This is a genomic window from Streptomyces sp. NPDC044984 (genome assembly GCF_040646935.1).
Taxonomy (GTDB): Bacteria; Actinomycetota; Actinomycetes; order Streptomycetales; family Streptomycetaceae; genus Streptomyces.
This window is the reverse complement of sequence record NZ_JBEZBE010000035.1, coordinates 54,949-70,476: the sequence shown is the minus strand read 5'-3', so window position 1 is coordinate 70,476 and position 15,528 is coordinate 54,949. Positions and strand designations below refer to the sequence as shown.

General features: G+C 72.0%; 14 protein-coding genes and 1 pseudogene. 11 read left to right on the top strand and 4 right to left on the bottom strand.

Annotation, left to right across the window (positions count from 1 at the left end):
• Nucleotides 1–109: 109 nt before the first annotated feature.
• Nucleotides 110–1,216, bottom strand: a complete 1,107-nt coding sequence (gene arsB / locus AB0A94_RS30860) for an ACR3 family arsenite efflux transporter (RefSeq protein WP_361749246.1) — start codon at nt 1,214–1,216, stop codon at nt 110–112.
• Nucleotides 1,213–1,521, bottom strand: a complete 309-nt coding sequence (locus AB0A94_RS30855) for a metalloregulator ArsR/SmtB family transcription factor (protein WP_361749245.1) — start codon at nt 1,519–1,521, stop codon at nt 1,213–1,215. The genes arsB and AB0A94_RS30855 overlap by 4 nt, the downstream gene beginning before the upstream one ends.
• 92 nt (nt 1,522–1,613) lie before the next feature.
• Here AB0A94_RS30855 and AB0A94_RS30850 point away from each other — a divergent pair, with 92 nt between their 5' ends.
• Complete coding sequence (locus AB0A94_RS30850) at nt 1,614–2,027, top strand: arsenate reductase ArsC (protein ID WP_361749244.1); 414 nt, start codon at nt 1,614–1,616, stop codon at nt 2,025–2,027.
• Nucleotides 2,028–2,422: 395 nt separating this feature from the next.
• On the top strand, nt 2,423–2,992 hold the full coding sequence (locus AB0A94_RS30845) for a DUF6328 family protein (protein ID WP_361749243.1): 570 nt from the start codon (nt 2,423–2,425) through the stop codon (nt 2,990–2,992).
• 362 nt (nt 2,993–3,354) lie between these two features.
• Here the strand turns inward: AB0A94_RS30845 and AB0A94_RS30840 are convergent, their stop codons facing one another.
• Nucleotides 3,355–4,896 carry an alanine/glycine:cation symporter family protein gene (locus AB0A94_RS30840; RefSeq protein WP_361749242.1) on the bottom strand — a complete coding sequence of 514 codons (1,542 nt, stop codon included), beginning with the start codon at nt 4,894–4,896 and terminating at the stop codon, nt 3,355–3,357.
• A gap of 569 nt (nt 4,897–5,465) precedes the next feature.
• Between AB0A94_RS30840 and AB0A94_RS30835 the strand changes: the two genes are divergently transcribed.
• From AB0A94_RS30835 to AB0A94_RS30805, 7 genes and pseudogenes are all read left to right on the top strand, one after another.
• Nucleotides 5,466–6,131 (top strand): DUF4241 domain-containing protein, encoded by a 666-nt coding sequence (locus tag AB0A94_RS30835; protein WP_361749240.1) that lies wholly within the window; start codon nt 5,466–5,468, stop codon nt 6,129–6,131.
• A 158-nt stretch (nt 6,132–6,289) separates the two neighbouring features.
• A complete protein-coding gene (locus tag AB0A94_RS30830) occupies nt 6,290–7,978 on the top strand; it encodes a BCCT family transporter (RefSeq protein ID WP_361749267.1) in 1,689 nt (562 codons plus the stop codon).
• 386 nt (nt 7,979–8,364) lie between these two features.
• Nucleotides 8,365–8,772 (top strand): hypothetical protein, encoded by a 408-nt coding sequence (locus tag AB0A94_RS30825; RefSeq protein ID WP_361749239.1) that lies wholly within the window; start codon nt 8,365–8,367, stop codon nt 8,770–8,772.
• Between the two features lie 448 nt (nt 8,773–9,220).
• Nucleotides 9,221–9,630 (top strand): annotated as a pseudogene (locus AB0A94_RS30820) (four-helix bundle copper-binding protein).
• An 863-nt stretch (nt 9,631–10,493) separates the two neighbouring features.
• Nucleotides 10,494–11,486: a dihydroxyacetone kinase subunit DhaK gene (dhaK, locus tag AB0A94_RS30815; RefSeq protein ID WP_361749238.1), complete on the top strand. Its 993-nt coding sequence runs from the start codon at nt 10,494–10,496 to the stop codon at nt 11,484–11,486.
• Nucleotides 11,487–11,521: 35 nt separating this feature from the next.
• On the top strand, nt 11,522–12,139 hold the full coding sequence (gene dhaL / locus AB0A94_RS30810; RefSeq protein ID WP_361749266.1) for a dihydroxyacetone kinase subunit DhaL: 618 nt from the start codon (nt 11,522–11,524) through the stop codon (nt 12,137–12,139).
• Entirely contained in the window at nt 12,132–12,542 is a 411-nt protein-coding gene (locus tag AB0A94_RS30805; protein ID WP_361749237.1) for a PTS fructose transporter subunit IIA, read from the top strand. The genes dhaL and AB0A94_RS30805 overlap by 8 nt, the downstream gene beginning before the upstream one ends.
• 27 nt (nt 12,543–12,569) lie before the next feature.
• Here AB0A94_RS30805 and AB0A94_RS30800 read toward each other — a convergent pair whose 3' ends face one another.
• Nucleotides 12,570–13,424, bottom strand: a complete 855-nt coding sequence (locus AB0A94_RS30800) for a glycoside hydrolase family 75 protein (protein WP_361749235.1) — start codon at nt 13,422–13,424, stop codon at nt 12,570–12,572.
• 404 nt (nt 13,425–13,828) lie between these two features.
• On the opposite strand from AB0A94_RS30800, the gene AB0A94_RS30795 reads away from it, so the two are divergent.
• Both AB0A94_RS30795 and AB0A94_RS30790 read left to right on the top strand, forming a co-directional pair.
• Nucleotides 13,829–14,812, top strand: coding sequence for a fibronectin type III domain-containing protein (locus tag AB0A94_RS30795; protein ID WP_361749234.1), 984 nt, complete (start codon nt 13,829–13,831; stop codon nt 14,810–14,812).
• A gap of 169 nt (nt 14,813–14,981) precedes the next feature.
• Nucleotides 14,982–15,509, top strand: a complete 528-nt coding sequence (locus tag AB0A94_RS30790; RefSeq protein WP_361749233.1) for a hypothetical protein — start codon at nt 14,982–14,984, stop codon at nt 15,507–15,509.
• Nucleotides 15,510–15,528: the final 19 nt, after the last annotated feature.

The window sequence follows — 15,528 nt, the reverse complement described above, 5'->3', positions numbered from 1 at the left end:
CCGCCCTGCTCGGCTCCGCGCCGGCCGGCATCCGTACCGGCGGCGTCCTGGACGCCGCCGGTCACCACCACGTCGGTGCGCTCCGTCACGCCGTCCGCTCTGCCGCGCGTCAGCGGCCCCTTCCCCCGGTGGTCATGGCGGACGGGGCGAACCTGTTGCGCCAGGCCAAGGACACGTGGACCAGGCCGATCAGGACGGGGACCTCGATGAGCGGTCCCACGACGCCGGAGAGGGCCTGGCCGGAGGTCACGCCGAAGGTGGCGATGGCGACCGCGATGGCCAGCTCGAAGTTGTTGCCGGCGGCCGTGAAGGCGAGCGTGGCCGTGCGGTCGTAAGCGAGGCCGATCGCCTTGCCCAGGAGGAAGGTGCCGGCCCACATCACGGCGAAGTACACCAGCAGCGGCAGCGCGATGCGGGCCACGTCCAGCGGCTGCGAGGTGATCGTCCCGCCCTGCAGGGCGAAGAGGACGACGATCGTGAAGAGCAGGCCGTACAGCGCCCACGGGCCGATCTTCGGCAGGAAGCCGGACTCGTACGTCTCACGGCCGAGCTTCTTCTCACCGAGCCGGCGGGTGAGGAAGCCGGCCAGCAGCGGGACACCGAGGAAGACGACGACGTTCAGGGCGATCTTCCCCATGGAGATGTCCAGGTTCTCGCCGTCACCCAGGCCCAGCCAGCCGGGCAGCAGGTCGAGGTAGAACCAGCCCAGCAGACCGAACGCCAGCACCTGGAAGACCGAGTTCAGCGCGACGAGCACCGCCGCCGCCTCACGGTCGCCGCACGCGAGGTCGTTCCAGATGATGACCATCGCGATGCAGCGGGCCAGACCGACGATGATCAGACCGGTGCGGTACTCGGGCAGGTCCGGCAGGAAGATCCACGCCAGGGCGAACATCACCGCCGGGCCGACGATCCAGTTGATCACCAGTGACGAGGCCATGAGCCTGCGGTCGCCCGTGACCGCGTCGAGCCTATCGTAGCGGACCTTGGCCAGGACCGGATACATCATGACCAGCAGACCGATGGCGATCGGGAGGGAGATGCCGCCGATCTCCACCTTGGCGAGGGCGTCGTCCAGGCCCGGAACGGCTCGCCCCAGGCCGAGCCCGACGGCCATGGCGAGGAGGATCCACACGGCGAGGAACCGGTCGAGCGTGGACAGCTTCGCGACGACCGACGGCTCCTGGGTGATCGCGGGGGCTTCGGTGCGGGTCACGGGCAGGCCCTCTTGTTCTCGGCGGCGTGACGGGCGGACTCGGCCAGGTCGGCGAACCGGCCGGCGAGGGAGGCGATGACGTCCGGGCGGAGCCTGTAGTACGTGTAGCGGCCGCACGGCTCCGTCTCGACCATGCCGGCCTCGCGCAGCACTCTCAGGTGGTTGGAGAGGTTGGTCTGCCGGGCCCCGGTCTCCTCCACGAGATGGGTGGTGCACAGCGTCTCCCTGGCGAGCAGGGTCACGATCCGCAACCTGAGGGGGTCCGCCAGAACCCGGATCAGGTCAGTGTCGACTGACGTCATCATGCACTGATACTTTCACATCAGTGGTGGCTGACACCACCGGGTGATGAAGTCATTCGTGCCTGATGTCGTCGTGAGACAAGTGAGACCTCCTGATGTCCGACAAGCCCTCCGTGCTGTTCGTCTGCGTGCACAACGCCGGCCGTTCCCAGATGGCCGCCGCATGGCTGACCCACCTGGCCGGGGACCGCGTCGAGGTCCGTTCCGCCGGCTCCGCCCCGGGGGACGGTGTCAATCCCGCCGCCGTCGAGGCGATGCGCGAAGTGGGCATCGACATCTCCGCGGAGGTGCCCAAGATGCTGACCGCGGACGCGGTCAGGGAGTCGGACGTCTGCATCACCATGGGCTGCGGCGACACCTGCCCGGTCTTCCCCGGTAAGCGGTACCTGGACTGGCAGCTGGAGGACCCGGCCGGCCGGGGCGTCGAAGCCGTCCGTCCGATCCGCGACGAGATCAAGGCGCTGGTCGAGGGCCTGATCGAGGAGATCGTTCCGGAGCCGCGGGGATGAGCGCCACCTCGGACATCCGCGACGTCGTCGTCATCGGCTCGGGCCCCGGGGAGCACGCGGCGACGACGCGCGACGCCGCGAGCATCGCGACGAGGTCCAGGGCAGCCCGTACTTCTTCCTCCCGGACGGCTCGGACGCCCACAACCTGGGCATCGGCCTGCGCCGGGAAGGCGATCCCGGCGCCGGCTACCCGGTGGTCGAAGACGACGACCCGGCGCCTACGACGCGCTCGTCCGCCGCGCGCGGCATGACGCCTCATCCCGCCACGAAGTCGTCGTCGTGCGTGGCGTCCTCCGCCGGCCGCAGCCGTCGGATCAGCCCCATCACACCCCATGACCTGCATGAAGACGGCGGAGACGGGGCAGACGGTCGTCCTGCGATGGGGAGGATGCCGTATGACGATGACGGAGCAGTCGGCCAAGCTGGCGGAGGAGGAGACCGTTCGCTGCGCACACCACGACGGCCACGGCCCGGGGGCCGGCGCCGAGCCGCCGGAGTCACCGCGTGAGCGGGTCAACCGCCGCTGGAACGAAGTCCTGCAAGAGACGCGGGTCACCCAGACCGGTGTGCAGATCCTCTTCGGCTTCCTGCTGAGCGTGGCCTTCACCCCGCTGTTCCGGGAACTGGGGACGGTGGACCACGTCATCTACGTCATCACCGTGGTCCTGGGCGCTTCGGCCACGGGATCACTCATAGCGCCCGTCTCCATCCACCGGTTCCTGTCCGGCCAGCGCATGAAGGACGAGGTGGTGGAGGCCGCCTGCCGCCTGATGATGTGCGGCATGGTCCTGCTCGCGCTGACTATCGGCTGCACGCTGCTGCTGATCCTGCGTTTCGTGGTTCCCGGCGTCCTCGCCGAAGTGCTCGTCGGCGGGGTCATGCTGTGGTTCGGCCTCTGCTGGTACGTGCTGCCGCTGCGCCTGCGTCGCCGAGCCGCCCGGCGCTCCTCCACCGACGCCGCTTAGGCGCCCCGCGCGGCCGCCCCGGCGTGTACGGCCCGTGTTCACCCGCAGCGCACCCGTGCGCCGCCCTCTCGAAGAAGAGGGCGGACACCAGCGACGCCCGCATGGCCCTTCACTCCCGAGTCGGTATCACCGTCAGGTTCGCCCGATCTCGCTCGCGTGCGAGTGCCCCTCTGGACGCCTGGACGGTTGATCGTCTCTTCGCGCATCACGGACAGCGGGAAGAGGAGCCCATGGAGCCGTATGGACGGTCGGTCGGCGCATGGCGAGAGGGCCCGCCCACACCAAGGCGCGAGGTGTGCGCGGGCCCTCTCCCGGCCTTCGGCCGGGGACGCCCTCGAGGAGCCGGGCCGCGGGGGGTGCGGTCAGACGGTGGTCTTCACCGACTCCTGGTCTTCGCCGGACTCGTCGTCCGCGATCTCACCGGCCTTGCGGGCTCGGACGTACTCCAGGAAGGAGTCGAGTTCGCGCTTGACGACCGGGGCGAGGAGGTAGAGGCCGATGATGTTGATGACGGCGAGCATGAACAGCACGGCGTCGGCCAGGTCGATCAGGGTCTGCAGGGTCAGCAGGGAGCCGGCGACCGCGAACACGGTGTAGACGACCTTGTACGTCACCTCGCTGGCCCGGCTGCGGCCGAAGAGGTACGTCCACGCCTTGAGGCCGTAGTAGCCCCAGGTCAGCACCGTGGAGATGGCGAACAGCAGCACCGCGACGGTCAGGATGTACGGGAACCAGGGCAGGACGGTCTCGAAGGCGTCGGAGGTGATGGTGACGCCGCCGATGTCCTCGCCCGCGCGCGCCTCGCCCCAGCTGGCCGGGTTGGCGATGACGATGGTCAGGGCGGTCATCGTGCAGATGACGACGGTGTCGATGAACGGCTCCAGCAGCGCGACCAGGCCCTCGCTCGCGGGGTGCTTGGTCTTGACCGCGGAGTGGGCGATGGGGGCGGAGCCGAGCCCGGCCTCGTTGGAGAACGCGGCCCGCTTGAAACCGATGATCAGCGCGCCGAGGACACCGCCGGCGACGCCCTCGGGGTTGAAGGCGCCCTCGATGATCGTGACGAACGCGTCCGGCACGGCGGTGACGTTGACCAGGATCACGACCAGGCACGCGACGATGTAGATGCCGGCCATGGCGGGCACGAGCCTGCTGGTGACGTTGGCGATGGAGCGGATGCCGCCGAGCAGCACGATGCCGACGAGCGCGGCGATGAGGATGCCGAAGAACAGCGCGCCGGCGGAGGAGCCGAGTGCGCCGTCCTCGCCGCCGGTGACGGAGACCAGCTGCGCGTAGGACTGGTTGACCTGGAAGAGGTTGCCGCCGAAGAGGCCGAAGAACAGGATCATGAAGGAGGCGAGGACCGCGAGGACCTTGCCGAGGGTCCTGCCGTTCTTGCCGAAGCGCTCGGTGAGGCCCTTGGGGAGGTAGTGCATGGGGCCGCCGGAGACGGTGCCGTCGGCGTGCACCTCGCGGTACTTCACACCGAGGGTGACCTCGACGAACTTGGTGGCCATGCCGAGCAGGCCGCACAGGATCATCCAGAACGTGGCGCCGGGGCCGCCGATGGAGACGGCGACGGCCACACCGGCGATGTTGCCGAGACCGACCGTGCCGGAGACGGCGGCGGTCAGCGCCTGGAAGTGGTTGACCTCGCCGGCCGACCCCTTCTCGTCGTATTTGCCGCGCACCACGTCGAGGGCGAGCCTGAACTTGCGCAGCTGGACGAGACCGAACCAGCCGGTGAACACCAGACCGGCGACCACCAGCCAGGCGACGATGAGCGGAAGGTCCGTACCCCCGACGGGAACGGCATAGAAGACGACTTCCCCGAGCCAGGTGGCTATGGGCTCGAAGAATCCGCTGACGGCCTCGTCGACGGACTGGGTGATGGAGTCGAGTGACACTGTGGCTACCTCGATGGCGCAGTACCGGCGCACAGCGAACTGTGCCGGGATGATGTGCGGTCTTTGAGCGAACGCCGTCGTCCGATCGGCGACCCCGGGGGCCCGCTCCGCGGACTCGGAGCGTGATCACCCTGGTCGTGCAGTCGGCGCGTGTGCCGACACTCCACATGGCGGCTAGGGGTGGTGCCACCTGCTGAGTTGCGCAGTTCTACCACGACCTTTACAAGAGTTTTAGTGATGCAAATCACATGACCATCAGTAATCCTCGAAATCTCCAGCGAGCGATACCGGACCGTTATACGAACAGCTCGATCCGTTCACCGGACATCGTCCCGGCAGGTCCGGTGCGGTGGGCCGAGGGCGGCCCCCGGCCAGGCAGGGAATCAACGCTTCGATTCGGGCCGGCCGGCTGCGGTTCGAGGACTTGCAGGACGGTGGCCGCGCCACGGATACGGGTGACGACAGAGAAGACCGGTCCGCTTGTGGGCGCTGCCGGACGACGGCTGCGCGAGTGCGGCGCACCCGTCCTGGTCTGGAGTGCGCTCACCGCCGCCCACCTGGATGTTTTCATGCCTCTCTCCCCTCCGGACTTCACGGTCCTGTTCGCCGACCGGTACCGCTGCAACCTCCTGGGGGGTCGCCCGGCCACCGTCTCCTTGAGCCGGCCCGTGGACCTGGCGTTGCCCACGGGGCAGGTCGCCGTCTGCGACCCCTTCACAGGCCTCGGTCCGTTCGCGCCCCGTCCCTTCACCGCCGCGGTCCGCCCGGGCAGGTATCCGGTCACCGTGGCGGTGGTGTCCTTCGGCAACGGCGGCGTGCCGGCTCAGGTGCCGGCTGCTGCCCGGCTGTCGGTCACCGACGCCCCCGTGACCGGATGGGAACTCGCACTCGTCGAGGACCAGGACGCCTCGGACCTCGGTGATCGCGAATTCTTCGGTTACGAGACGGATCACGGGGACGTGTGCTTCGTGGATGCCTCCGCCGTCTCCGCACTGGCCGATCACGAGGACCGGCTCATCGAGGCTCTGGCCGCTTACACGGCGGCGGATTTCGGTTTGCCTCCGGTGCGAGCGGTCGGACCGGCCGGAGAGGGGATCGTGGCGTTCACCACGGGCCGCGGCTACGGGTTCTACCCGACGTGGGTCGGCCGCACCGACAGCGGTGACGTCGCTTCCTTCGTCACCGGCTTCCTCGTGCTCGAGGAGGCCGGCGCCCTCAGCGGTGGGCCGTCCTGACACCGGCTCCCGGCATCGGCGTCAGGGCTTTCGAATGACGGGGAGGCCGACAACCAGCGCCACGGTGCGGACCACGCGCTGCGCGTCCTTCCCGGTCGCCGAGCGGCGTGCCGTCCGCGGGCGTGACGGCACGCGTCCCATAGTGGAGCTTCATGAGCATGGAACCGATCGACCGGTCTCAGTCGGGGTCCGCGCCCGCCGCTCCCGTCACCGGCGCGCCCGATCGCGTCCTCGTGAGCGTCGGGATGACCGCCGTCGTCGCCGTGGTTCTGTGGGCCTGGCTCGGCGAGGAATCCTTCGACGGCGCCTCCGCCACGAGCCTGGCGTGGGTCCTGGACAACTTCGGCTGGCTGTTCGTGGTGGCCGCGGACGTGTTCCTGGTCCTGTGCCTGGTGATCGCCTTCAGCCGGTTCGGCCGGATCAGGCTGGGCGAGGACGACTCCGCGCCGGAGTTCGGGAACCTCGCCTGGATCGCGATGATGTTCAGCGCCGGCATGGGCATCGGCCTGATGTTCTACGGCGTCGGCGAACCGCTCACGCACTACCTGGCGCCGCCCCCGGCGAGCGGCGTGCGCCCCGGGTCCGGCGCGGCGGCGCGCACGGCCCTGGAGTACTCGTTCTTCCACTGGACGCTCACCCCGTGGGCGATCTACGGGATCGTGGGGCTCGCCCTGGCGTACGCCGTGTTCCGCAAGGGCCGCGGCAATCGGCTCAGCGCCGCGTTCGTACCGCTCATCGGGGCCCGGCGCGCCGAGTCGTGGCAGGGCAGGGCGATCGACCTGCTCGCCGTGTTCGCGACCGTCTTCGGCACGGCGACGAGCCTGGGGCTGGGCGCGCTGCAGGTGGCCGAGGGCCTCGACCTCACGATGGGGGTGAGCGTCTCCCGGACCACGGAGCTGGTCATCATCGCGGCGCTGTCGGCGGTGTTCGTCGTCTCGGCCTTCTCCGGTCTGCACCGGGGCATCAAGTGGCTGTCGACGTTGAACATCGTGCTCGTGGCGGCGGTGATGGTGTTCGTCTTCCTGCTCGGCCCGACCGTCTACGTCCTGGACACGATCCCGGCGTCCGTCGGCGGCTACCTGCAGAACCTGCTGCCCATGGCCACACGGACCGGCGCCTTCTCCGACCACGCCTGGCTGGGCGCCTGGACGATCTTCTACTGGGCCTGGTGGCTGTCGTGGGCACCGTTCGTGGGAACGTTCATCGCCCGCATCTCGCACGGCCGGACCATCCGCGAATTCCTCGTCGGCGTGCTGCTGGTGCCGAGCGGGGCGACCGTCGTCTGGTTCTGCGTGATGGGCGGTTCGGCGCTCAGGCTCGAGTCGACCGGGCAGGCCGACCTGGCGGGCGCGGTGGAGGACGGCGCCGAGGCGTCGCTGTTCGCGATGCTGGACGCGCTGCCGATCGGCACGATCACGTCGTTCGTCGCGATGGTCCTGGTCATGACCTACTTCATCACCAGCGCCGACTCGGCGTCGCTGGTGATGGGCTCCCTGACCAGCCGCGGGGCGCTGCACCCGCCGTCGTGGCTGGTCGTGGCGTGGGGCGTGCTGATGGCGGCGGTGGCGGCGGTGCTGCTGGTGGTGGGCGGGCTGGACTCGCTGCAGACGGCGACGATCCTGGTGGCGCTGCCGTTCGTGGTCGTCATGCTGCTGCTGTGCTGGGCGCTGCTGCGGGAACTGCGGCAGGACCCTGCCGCGGGGCCTTCCCGCCACCACGCACTGCACGGGCTGCAGGACGTCGTGCGGACGATGGTCGGCGACGTCGTCGCGGAGCGGGACCGGGCGCGCCACCACCGGCTGCGGCGGGCGGCGAAGGCCCGCGCGGAGTCCGACGACGGGGCGTGACGCACCCTCGCGCCACCCGGAACGGCCGCCCGGCACCGGGCCCGGCCCGCCGGGCGGCCCGGAAGGGTGACGACACGTCGTCCCTGAGGAAGGGGAGCGTCCCCCGTACGGGCGCAGTGCGGCAGAGCCCAGGACCTTCATCACCGACCGGCCGGTTCGCCGTCCCCACCAGGCACGGGTCGCGCAGGACGCCCAGGCATGCTCGGTTCCGGGTGTGCTCGGCCGGTGGAGCGGCGGCTCGCCCACGATTCCCGGGTTCGCCTGCGGCAGGCGAAGCGGCTGTCCGGGCTCCACCTCGTCGACTCACTTCCGGTCCGGACGGGAGCGGTGTGCCGGATCGGGTACCCGGCCGTGGAACGGAACACCTGGGTCATCGGCTTGCGGAGGTGACGGCCGTGCGCACCGGACTGCTCAGAGCACTCGGAGCGGCGACGTGCACGTACGGGGTCGCCGCCGTACGCCGGCCGGGCCTGTTGATCCGTCCCTTGGGGCTGGTCGATCCGCACGACCGTGTCGATCCGCGCAACGCCCTGGCGATACGCCCCATGGCGTGGCGGGACGCCGCCGCCGGTCTGGCGATGCTCGTCGCTCCCGAGGGCCCGGCTCTGGCCACGGTGACCGCCGTGCGCATCGCCTCCGACGTGGGTGACGCCGTTCTGTTCGGCGCCGCCCTTCCCGGCCGGGTCCGCCGTACGGGGGCCGCCGTCAGCGCCCTGAGCTGGGCCGCCCTGGGAGTCGCGGGGCTGACCGGGAGCCGCCGCACCACCGGGGACCGGCCGAACGGGCGACACTGACCGCGCTGATCTCACCGGCCGGACGGGGGCCGTCCCGGCTCGCCGCCCGTACGGCCTCCCGGCCGCCCACGGAACCGTTCCCTTCCATTCCGGCCAAGTCCACCGGAGGGATCGGCGTCCGGGCCGGGGCGGACGAGAACGCGGCCGTGCGCGAGGTCGCCGCCGTGCCGGAGGTGCTCGGTGGCGCGCTCGTTCCCTCCGGAACCGAGGGAGACCGACGCGGAACGCGGCCGGGGCACCGCCCTCGGGGATCCGCGCACCGCTGCCCGCGGGCCGTGCTGCCGAAGATGCGGGCTGACGCGTGGAACCCGTCGGCCACGGACACCTCGTGCCGTCGTGCTCAGCCGGTTCCGGCGCAGGCGTGCCGTGTTCGAGCACTCCGCCCTGTGCTGCGCGTACAGCGCGGCCACCGCCGCCCCCTGACGACAACACCACGCCGGAGGCATCCATGACCACCGCCGTCAAGGACGTGCTCGACACCTACCCCGCCGACCTGGGCGACGTCGACCGTGACAAGCTCGCCCACTGCATCGAGGAATGCGTCGCCTGCGCCCAGGCGTGCACCGCGTGCGCGGACGCCTGCATGTCGGAGGACACGGTCAACGAGCTGACCAAGTGCATCCGCACCAACGCCGACTGCGCGGACATCTGCAACGCCACCGCCTCGGTGCTCTCCCGCCGCACCGGCTACGAGCCGACATCACCCGGGCGGTCCTCCAGGCGTGCGCCACCGTCTGCAAGGCCTGCGGCGACGGGTGCGCGCGCCACGCCGACCGGCACGACCACTGCCGCGTCTGCGCCGAGGCGTGCCGGCGCTGCGAGCGGGCCTGCAACGACCTGATCACCTCACTGGGCTGACAGCCGGACGCTCGCCTCCCGTCTCCGCCGACCGGCCGAGGCCCCCGCGCCGTACCCCCGTCACCGGCGCCTGGCGGTGGATGAGGTCCGCTGCGGGCCTCACTGCCCTCCCCAGGACCGTTCGCACGGCTCTCCATGAGCACGGCAGGCCGGCGCCGACCGCACCGAGGACGAACCGCCCGGACGGTGTGCGAGGATCCCGGTGGCCCCGTCGCCCTGCTCGACCCGCTCGAGGACGGGCAGGCCTGGGACGCGGTGCCGCTCGTCCGCCGTCCCGATCGCGCGGCCTTGCACCGCGCCGGCGTCTTCTCCGCACCCGACATCCGCACGAACGAGACCACCCCTCACCCCCGACCCCTCGCCCGCGTGGCTCCGGAACGCCCTGGAGCCGTGATCGGCCGAGCAGCCGGTCGGCGGCCCGGAATCCCGGGCCCTCGAGCCGCCTCCCGCCGCAACGGTGTTCGTCCCCCGCAGTTCAACGACGTGTCAGGCGCGCACCACAAGCAGCCAGGGCGCCCGGGGATGACGTTCAGGCGCCGACGCGCCGAGCTGATCCGCGGCCTTCCGCCCCCTCCCGGCCGACGCGTTCGGTCTCACCGCAGCCACACGGAAGATCACCCCCGGCGAGATCAGCGGCTGAAGTGTCCCGCCTCACCACGTGCGGACGATGCGCGTTCCGCTCCGGACGCCGGCGTCCAGGCCCAACCGGACACGCCCCGCACCCGACCGGGGCACGCCCACGGCCGCCTTCGCGCGTGACCTTCGCTGCCGCAAGGCCGATACTGCCGACAGCGGCACTCCACCCGAGTCCCGACCGAGCACGCAGCAGAACTGACGAGCCGTCACCAAAGTAGGAGATACCCATGAAGATGCTCATCAACGTCCCGGAGCGCGTGGTCGCGGACGCGTTGCGGGGGATGGCCGCGGCTCATCCCGAGCTGGCGGTGGACGTGGAGAACCGGGTGATCGTACGCAAGGACGCGCCCGTGGCCGGGAAGGTGGGCCTGGTGTCCGGCGGGGGGTCGGGGCACGAACCGCTGCACGGCGGGTTCGTGGGACCGGGGATGCTGTCGGCGGCCTGTCCCGGTGAGGTGTTCACCTCACCGGTGCCCGATCAGATGGTGCGCGCCGCGGCGGCCGTGGACAGCGGGGCCGGGGTGCTGTTCATCGTGAAGAACTACACCGGCGACGTGCTCAACTTCGACATGGCCGCCGAACTGGCCGAGGACGAGGGCATCCAGGTCGCGAAGGTGCTGGTCGACGATGACGTGGCGGTGACCGACAGCCTGTACACGGCCGGCCGGCGGGGCACGGGCGCGACCCTGTTCGTGGAGAAGATCGCGGGCGCGGCGGCGGACGAGGGCCGGCCGCTGGAGCGGGTGGAGGCCGTCGCCCGGCAGGTGAACGAGAACTCCCGCAGCTTCGGTGTGGCGCTGAGCGCCTGCACCACGCCGGCCAAGGGCTCCCCCACCTTCGATCTGCCCTCCGGGGAGCTGGAGCTGGGCATCGGCATCCACGGCGAGCCCGGCCGGGAACGGCGGCCGATGATGACGTCCGCCGAGATCGCCGAGGTCGCCCTCGACGCGATCCTGGAGGACCTCACGCCGCGCAACCCCGTCCTGGTCCTGGTCAACGGCATGGGCGCCACCCCGCTGCTGGAGCTGTACGGGTTCAACGCCGAGGTGCAGCGGGTGCTCGGCGAACGCGGGGTCCCGGTGGCCCGGGTCCTGGTCGGCAACTACGTCACCTCCCTCGACATGGCGGGCGCCTCGGTCACCCTGTGCCAGATCGACGAGGAGCTGCTGCGGCTGTGGGACGCGCCGGTGCGGACCCCGGGGCTGCGCTGGGGCATGTGAGGGACGCTGGGACCATGACCACACGAGGAGTTCCCGTGCTCGACGCCGATTTCTTCCGCCGCTGGATGACGGCCGCCGCCGCCTCCGTGGACCGCGAGGCGGCGCGGCTCACCGCGCTCGACTCGCCGATCGGGGACGCCGATCACGGCAGCAACCTCCAGCGCGGGTTCCGGGCGGTGAGGGACGCGCTGGACAAGGAGCCGCCCGCCACTCCCGGGGCGGTGCTGATCCAGGCCGGGCGGCTGCTCATCTCGACGGTGGGCGGCGCGTCCGGTCCGCTGTACGGGACGCTGCTGCGCCGCACCGGCAAGGCGCTCGGCGACGCCGCCGAGGTGGACGGGCGGCAGCTGGCCGAGGCGCTGCGCGCCGGGGTGGACGCGGTGCGGCAGCTCGGCGGTGCCGCACCGGGCGACAAGACGATGATCGACGCGCTGGTGCCCGCGGTGGACGCCCTCGGTGACTCCTTCGCCGCCGCGCGCGACGCCGCCGAGGCGGGTGCCGTGGCGACGACGCCGCTGCGGGCGCGCAAGGGCAGGGCCAGTTATCTGGGTGAGCGCAGCATCGGGCACCAGGATCCGGGGGCCACGTCGGCGGCGCTGCTGATCGCCGGGCTCGTGACGGCCGGGGCGGACGCGGAGGCCGGCGGTGAGTGACGAGAAGCTGGTGGGGATCGTGCTGGTGTCGCACAGCGCGGCGGTGGCCGCGTCGGTGGCGGAGCTGGCGAAGGGGCTGGCGGGCGCCGGCGGGGCGGTTCCCGTCGCACCGGCGGGCGGCACCGAGGGCGGCGGGCTCGGCACGAGCGCCGAACTGATCGCCGCGGCGGCCGCGTCCGTCGACCGCGGGGCGGGGGTGGCCGTGCTGACCGACCTGGGCAGTGCGGTGCTCACCGTGAAGGCGCTGCTCGCCAAAGGCGACGAACTCCCCGAGCGGACCAGGCTGGTGGACGCGCCGTTCGTGGAGGGCGCGGTGGCCGCGGTGGTCACGGCCTCCACGGGGGCGGACCTGGCGGCGGTGGAGGCGGCGGCCGTCGAGGCGTACGCGTACCGGAAGGTGTGAGGAGGGCGGTGGTGTCACCCGGCCGGTTCAGCCGTCGGCGTCCACGAACCGCCGGGCCAGCCGCTCCCCTGCCGTCACCGCGGCCGTGTGGTCCTCGATGGGGGTCACCCGGCTGTCCCGGAACACGATGTAGGTGACGCCGGAGGGTGTGCCGCCGGCGCGCGGGTCGGGGTCGATGCCGAGCGACTCGGCCGCGGCGTAGGACGCCTCGCCGATGATGTCGGCGGGGCCGGTGTCGCCGACGACCGCGTACCGCACGCGGTCGCGGTACACCACCGCCGCCACCGATCCGCCGCGCACGCCGTGGGACCGGTGGTTCCACACGGCGCTGGGCGCGGGCACCACCACGTAGGGGGTCTCCTCGGAGCTCAGCGGACGGCCGTCGGACTGGGCGAAGGCCGTGGACGCGAGGAAGTACGGGTCGGTGCGGGCGTTGCAGCGGGGGCCGGGGCGGCCGTCGCAGTCGATGTCCATGTCCGCCTTCCAGAACACGGCGTCACGGGTGCCGCACACCGGGACGGTGGCCTTGGCGCCGTGGTCCTCGCGGTATCGGCCCTGGGAGACGGGGGCGCAGGTGCGCACCTTGGCCAGCAGGTCGGCGGCGGAGACGGGGGCCGTGCGCCGTACGGCCGGTCCGGTGGGCGCCTCGGCCGGTCCGGTGGGCGCCTCGACCGGCACATCGGCGGCGGGGACGGAGGGCGTACTCCGTACGGCCGGTCCGGTGGGCGCCTCGGCCGGCACATCGGCGGCGGGCACCGGGACCGTGCGCCGTACGGCCGGTTCGGTACGGGGCTGGGGCACGGTGGTGGGGGGAGCCGAGGGGGCCAGCAGGGCGACACCGGCCATGGCCAGGGTGAGCGACTGGACACGGGACACGATCAAGGGGGCCTCTCGTCGGGGTCACGGGCGCACACTCACGGGCACTTTGCACCATTTCGCCCCGATATGGCGGAGCGGCGGCCCCGACAGGGCCGGACGGTGCACGATCGCACCAGTGACCACGACAAGGGGCCGGGGCCCGGGTCCGGTCGACCCGGGCCGTCCGGCCACCCGCGCCGGCGCGGGATCTGCGACGACAGCGGTCCGCGCCACGGACCCGAACCCCCTTCTCCCGGAGGGCGGTTCGAGCCGTTCGGACTTCAGCATACGTAATGCGCGCGGACACTTCCCCGCCCCCACCCTCTTGATGTGACCGCGTCAGCCTGGCCATATTGGTACGGACCATTGTCCGAGCGTTCCCCTGTGCCGCTCCGGGAGGCAGAGTCGTGCGTGGCGTTCCCCCAGCCGTGTCCCCGCGTCGCCTTCTCGCACTCGGCGGGGCCCTCCTGCTGCTCACCTCCTGCCGATGGGGAGGAGCGCACGACGACGGCGGTGGTGGTGAACGGCCGCCCGGAGCACCGACCGGTGTCACGGCCGAGGCGGGCAGTGCCACCAGCGTGCACGTCATGTGGAACGCGGTCGCCGCCGCCGACGCCGAGGTGAGCCACTACGAGGTGTACCGGGGCACCACAAAGGTGAAAGAAGTGCCCGGTGCCGAGCACATGGTGGACGTCACCAGGCTCCGGCCCGCGACGACGTATGTGTTCACGGTGCGGGCCCGGGACGCGGACGGACGGCTCGGGCCGCGCAGCCGGGAGGTCCGGGCGACGACACCCGGGGCGGCCACGGCCGACGACACCGCCCCCACCCGTCCGGCGGAGCTTCGCGGCCGGACCGCCGGCAGCCGGGCGGCCCAGTTGTCGTGGTCCGCCTCGGAGGACGACCGGGGTGTGGTGTCGTACAACATCTATCAGGGCGGGACGAAGATCCACAGTGTGGGCGGGAACCAGACGGCCACCGTGGTGACGGCGCTGCGGCCGGGCACCCGTTACTCCTTCACCGTCCGGGCCCGGGACGCGGCCGACAACCTCTCCCCGGCCGGCGCCACCGTCCGCCTCACCACCGCGGGCAGCGCGGACGGCCCGGCCGGCGCCCCCACCGGTTTCCGGGCCACGAGTGAGCGGTCCGACGGCGCGTACCACATCGTCCTGCACTGGGTGCCGCCGCGCGTCGACGGGGTGGTCACCGAGTACGAGGTGCGCCTGGACGGCCGTGTCGCCACCTCCCTCGTCTACGGCGGTGACGCACCGCGCGACCGGGCGACGTACCGCTTCTACGCCGGCCGGGAGGCCGGGATCACCCACCGGGTGCGGATCCGGGCGATGCTGCCGGACGGGACCTGGGGCGGCTTCTCGGCCGAGCGCACGGTGACGACGGGCGCCGGGCGCTGACCCGGCCCCCGGGGTCGGCCGCCCGGAGGAAGCCGTCACCTGCCCGGATGCCGCCGGAGTGCGCGCCGGTCCGGCGGCCCGTTGGCTTGCCTCGTGGCAGCACGGGCGCTCCCCGACCTCGGCGGCGCAAGGGATGTACCGCCGGCCGTGCCGCCGGAAAGCAGCCGACATGCGCAACTCGAAGCCACTGCTCCGCTCCGGCCCGGCCGCGGCTGCCGCCGCACTCGCGCTGGGCCTGGCCGGGCCGGCCGCCGCGGCCGGGATCTCCGTCAGCACCACCGGCTCGACGGTCTCGGTGAGCACCGGTGCGTGCACCCAGGTCAACGGCCACTGGGGCACCGCCTCGCTGCTCAGCAGCGGCCAGACGAGCTTCTCGCAGGGCCGTCAGGTGGCGCTGTCGGGGAGCGGTTCGGGACAGTCCGCCGCCTGGTCCAACGTCGGTCCGGGCACGTACACGGTGATCGTGGTGTGCTCGAACGGCGACACCGCGGGCACGCAGTCCGTCGTCGTCTCCACGGCTCCCAGCCCGTCGGTGTCGCCCACGGCCTCGCCGTCCCGCGGGGTGATGGGCGGCGTCGGCGGCGGCTCGACGGACTATGGCACGGTCACGCTGGTGGCGGGCGGCGCACTGGTCGGCACGGGGATCGCCGCCACGGCCTGGTACCTGCGCCGCCGCAGCACCCCGCGCCACTTCTAGGCCCGGCGCCGGCCGCCGT

What these genes read in the sequence shown, in the direction of transcription:
- dhaK (WP_361749238.1), top strand. Translation starts at nt 10,494, where the DNA reads ATGAAGATGCTCATCAACGTCCCGGAGCGCGTGGTCGCGGACGCGTTG.
- AB0A94_RS30845 (WP_361749243.1), top strand. Translation starts at nt 2,423, where the DNA reads ATGACGATGACGGAGCAGTCGGCCAAGCTGGCGGAGGAGGAGACCGTT.
- AB0A94_RS30835 (WP_361749240.1), top strand. Translation starts at nt 5,466, where the DNA reads ATGCCTCTCTCCCCTCCGGACTTCACGGTCCTGTTCGCCGACCGGTAC.
- AB0A94_RS30790 (WP_361749233.1), top strand. Translation starts at nt 14,982, where the DNA reads ATGCGCAACTCGAAGCCACTGCTCCGCTCCGGCCCGGCCGCGGCTGCC.
- AB0A94_RS30850 (WP_361749244.1), top strand. Translation starts at nt 1,614, where the DNA reads ATGTCCGACAAGCCCTCCGTGCTGTTCGTCTGCGTGCACAACGCCGGC.
- AB0A94_RS30855 (WP_361749245.1), bottom strand. Translation starts at nt 1,521, where the DNA reads ATGATGACGTCAGTCGACACTGACCTGATCCGGGTTCTGGCGGACCCC.
- AB0A94_RS30830 (WP_361749267.1), top strand. Translation starts at nt 6,290, where the DNA reads ATGGAACCGATCGACCGGTCTCAGTCGGGGTCCGCGCCCGCCGCTCCC.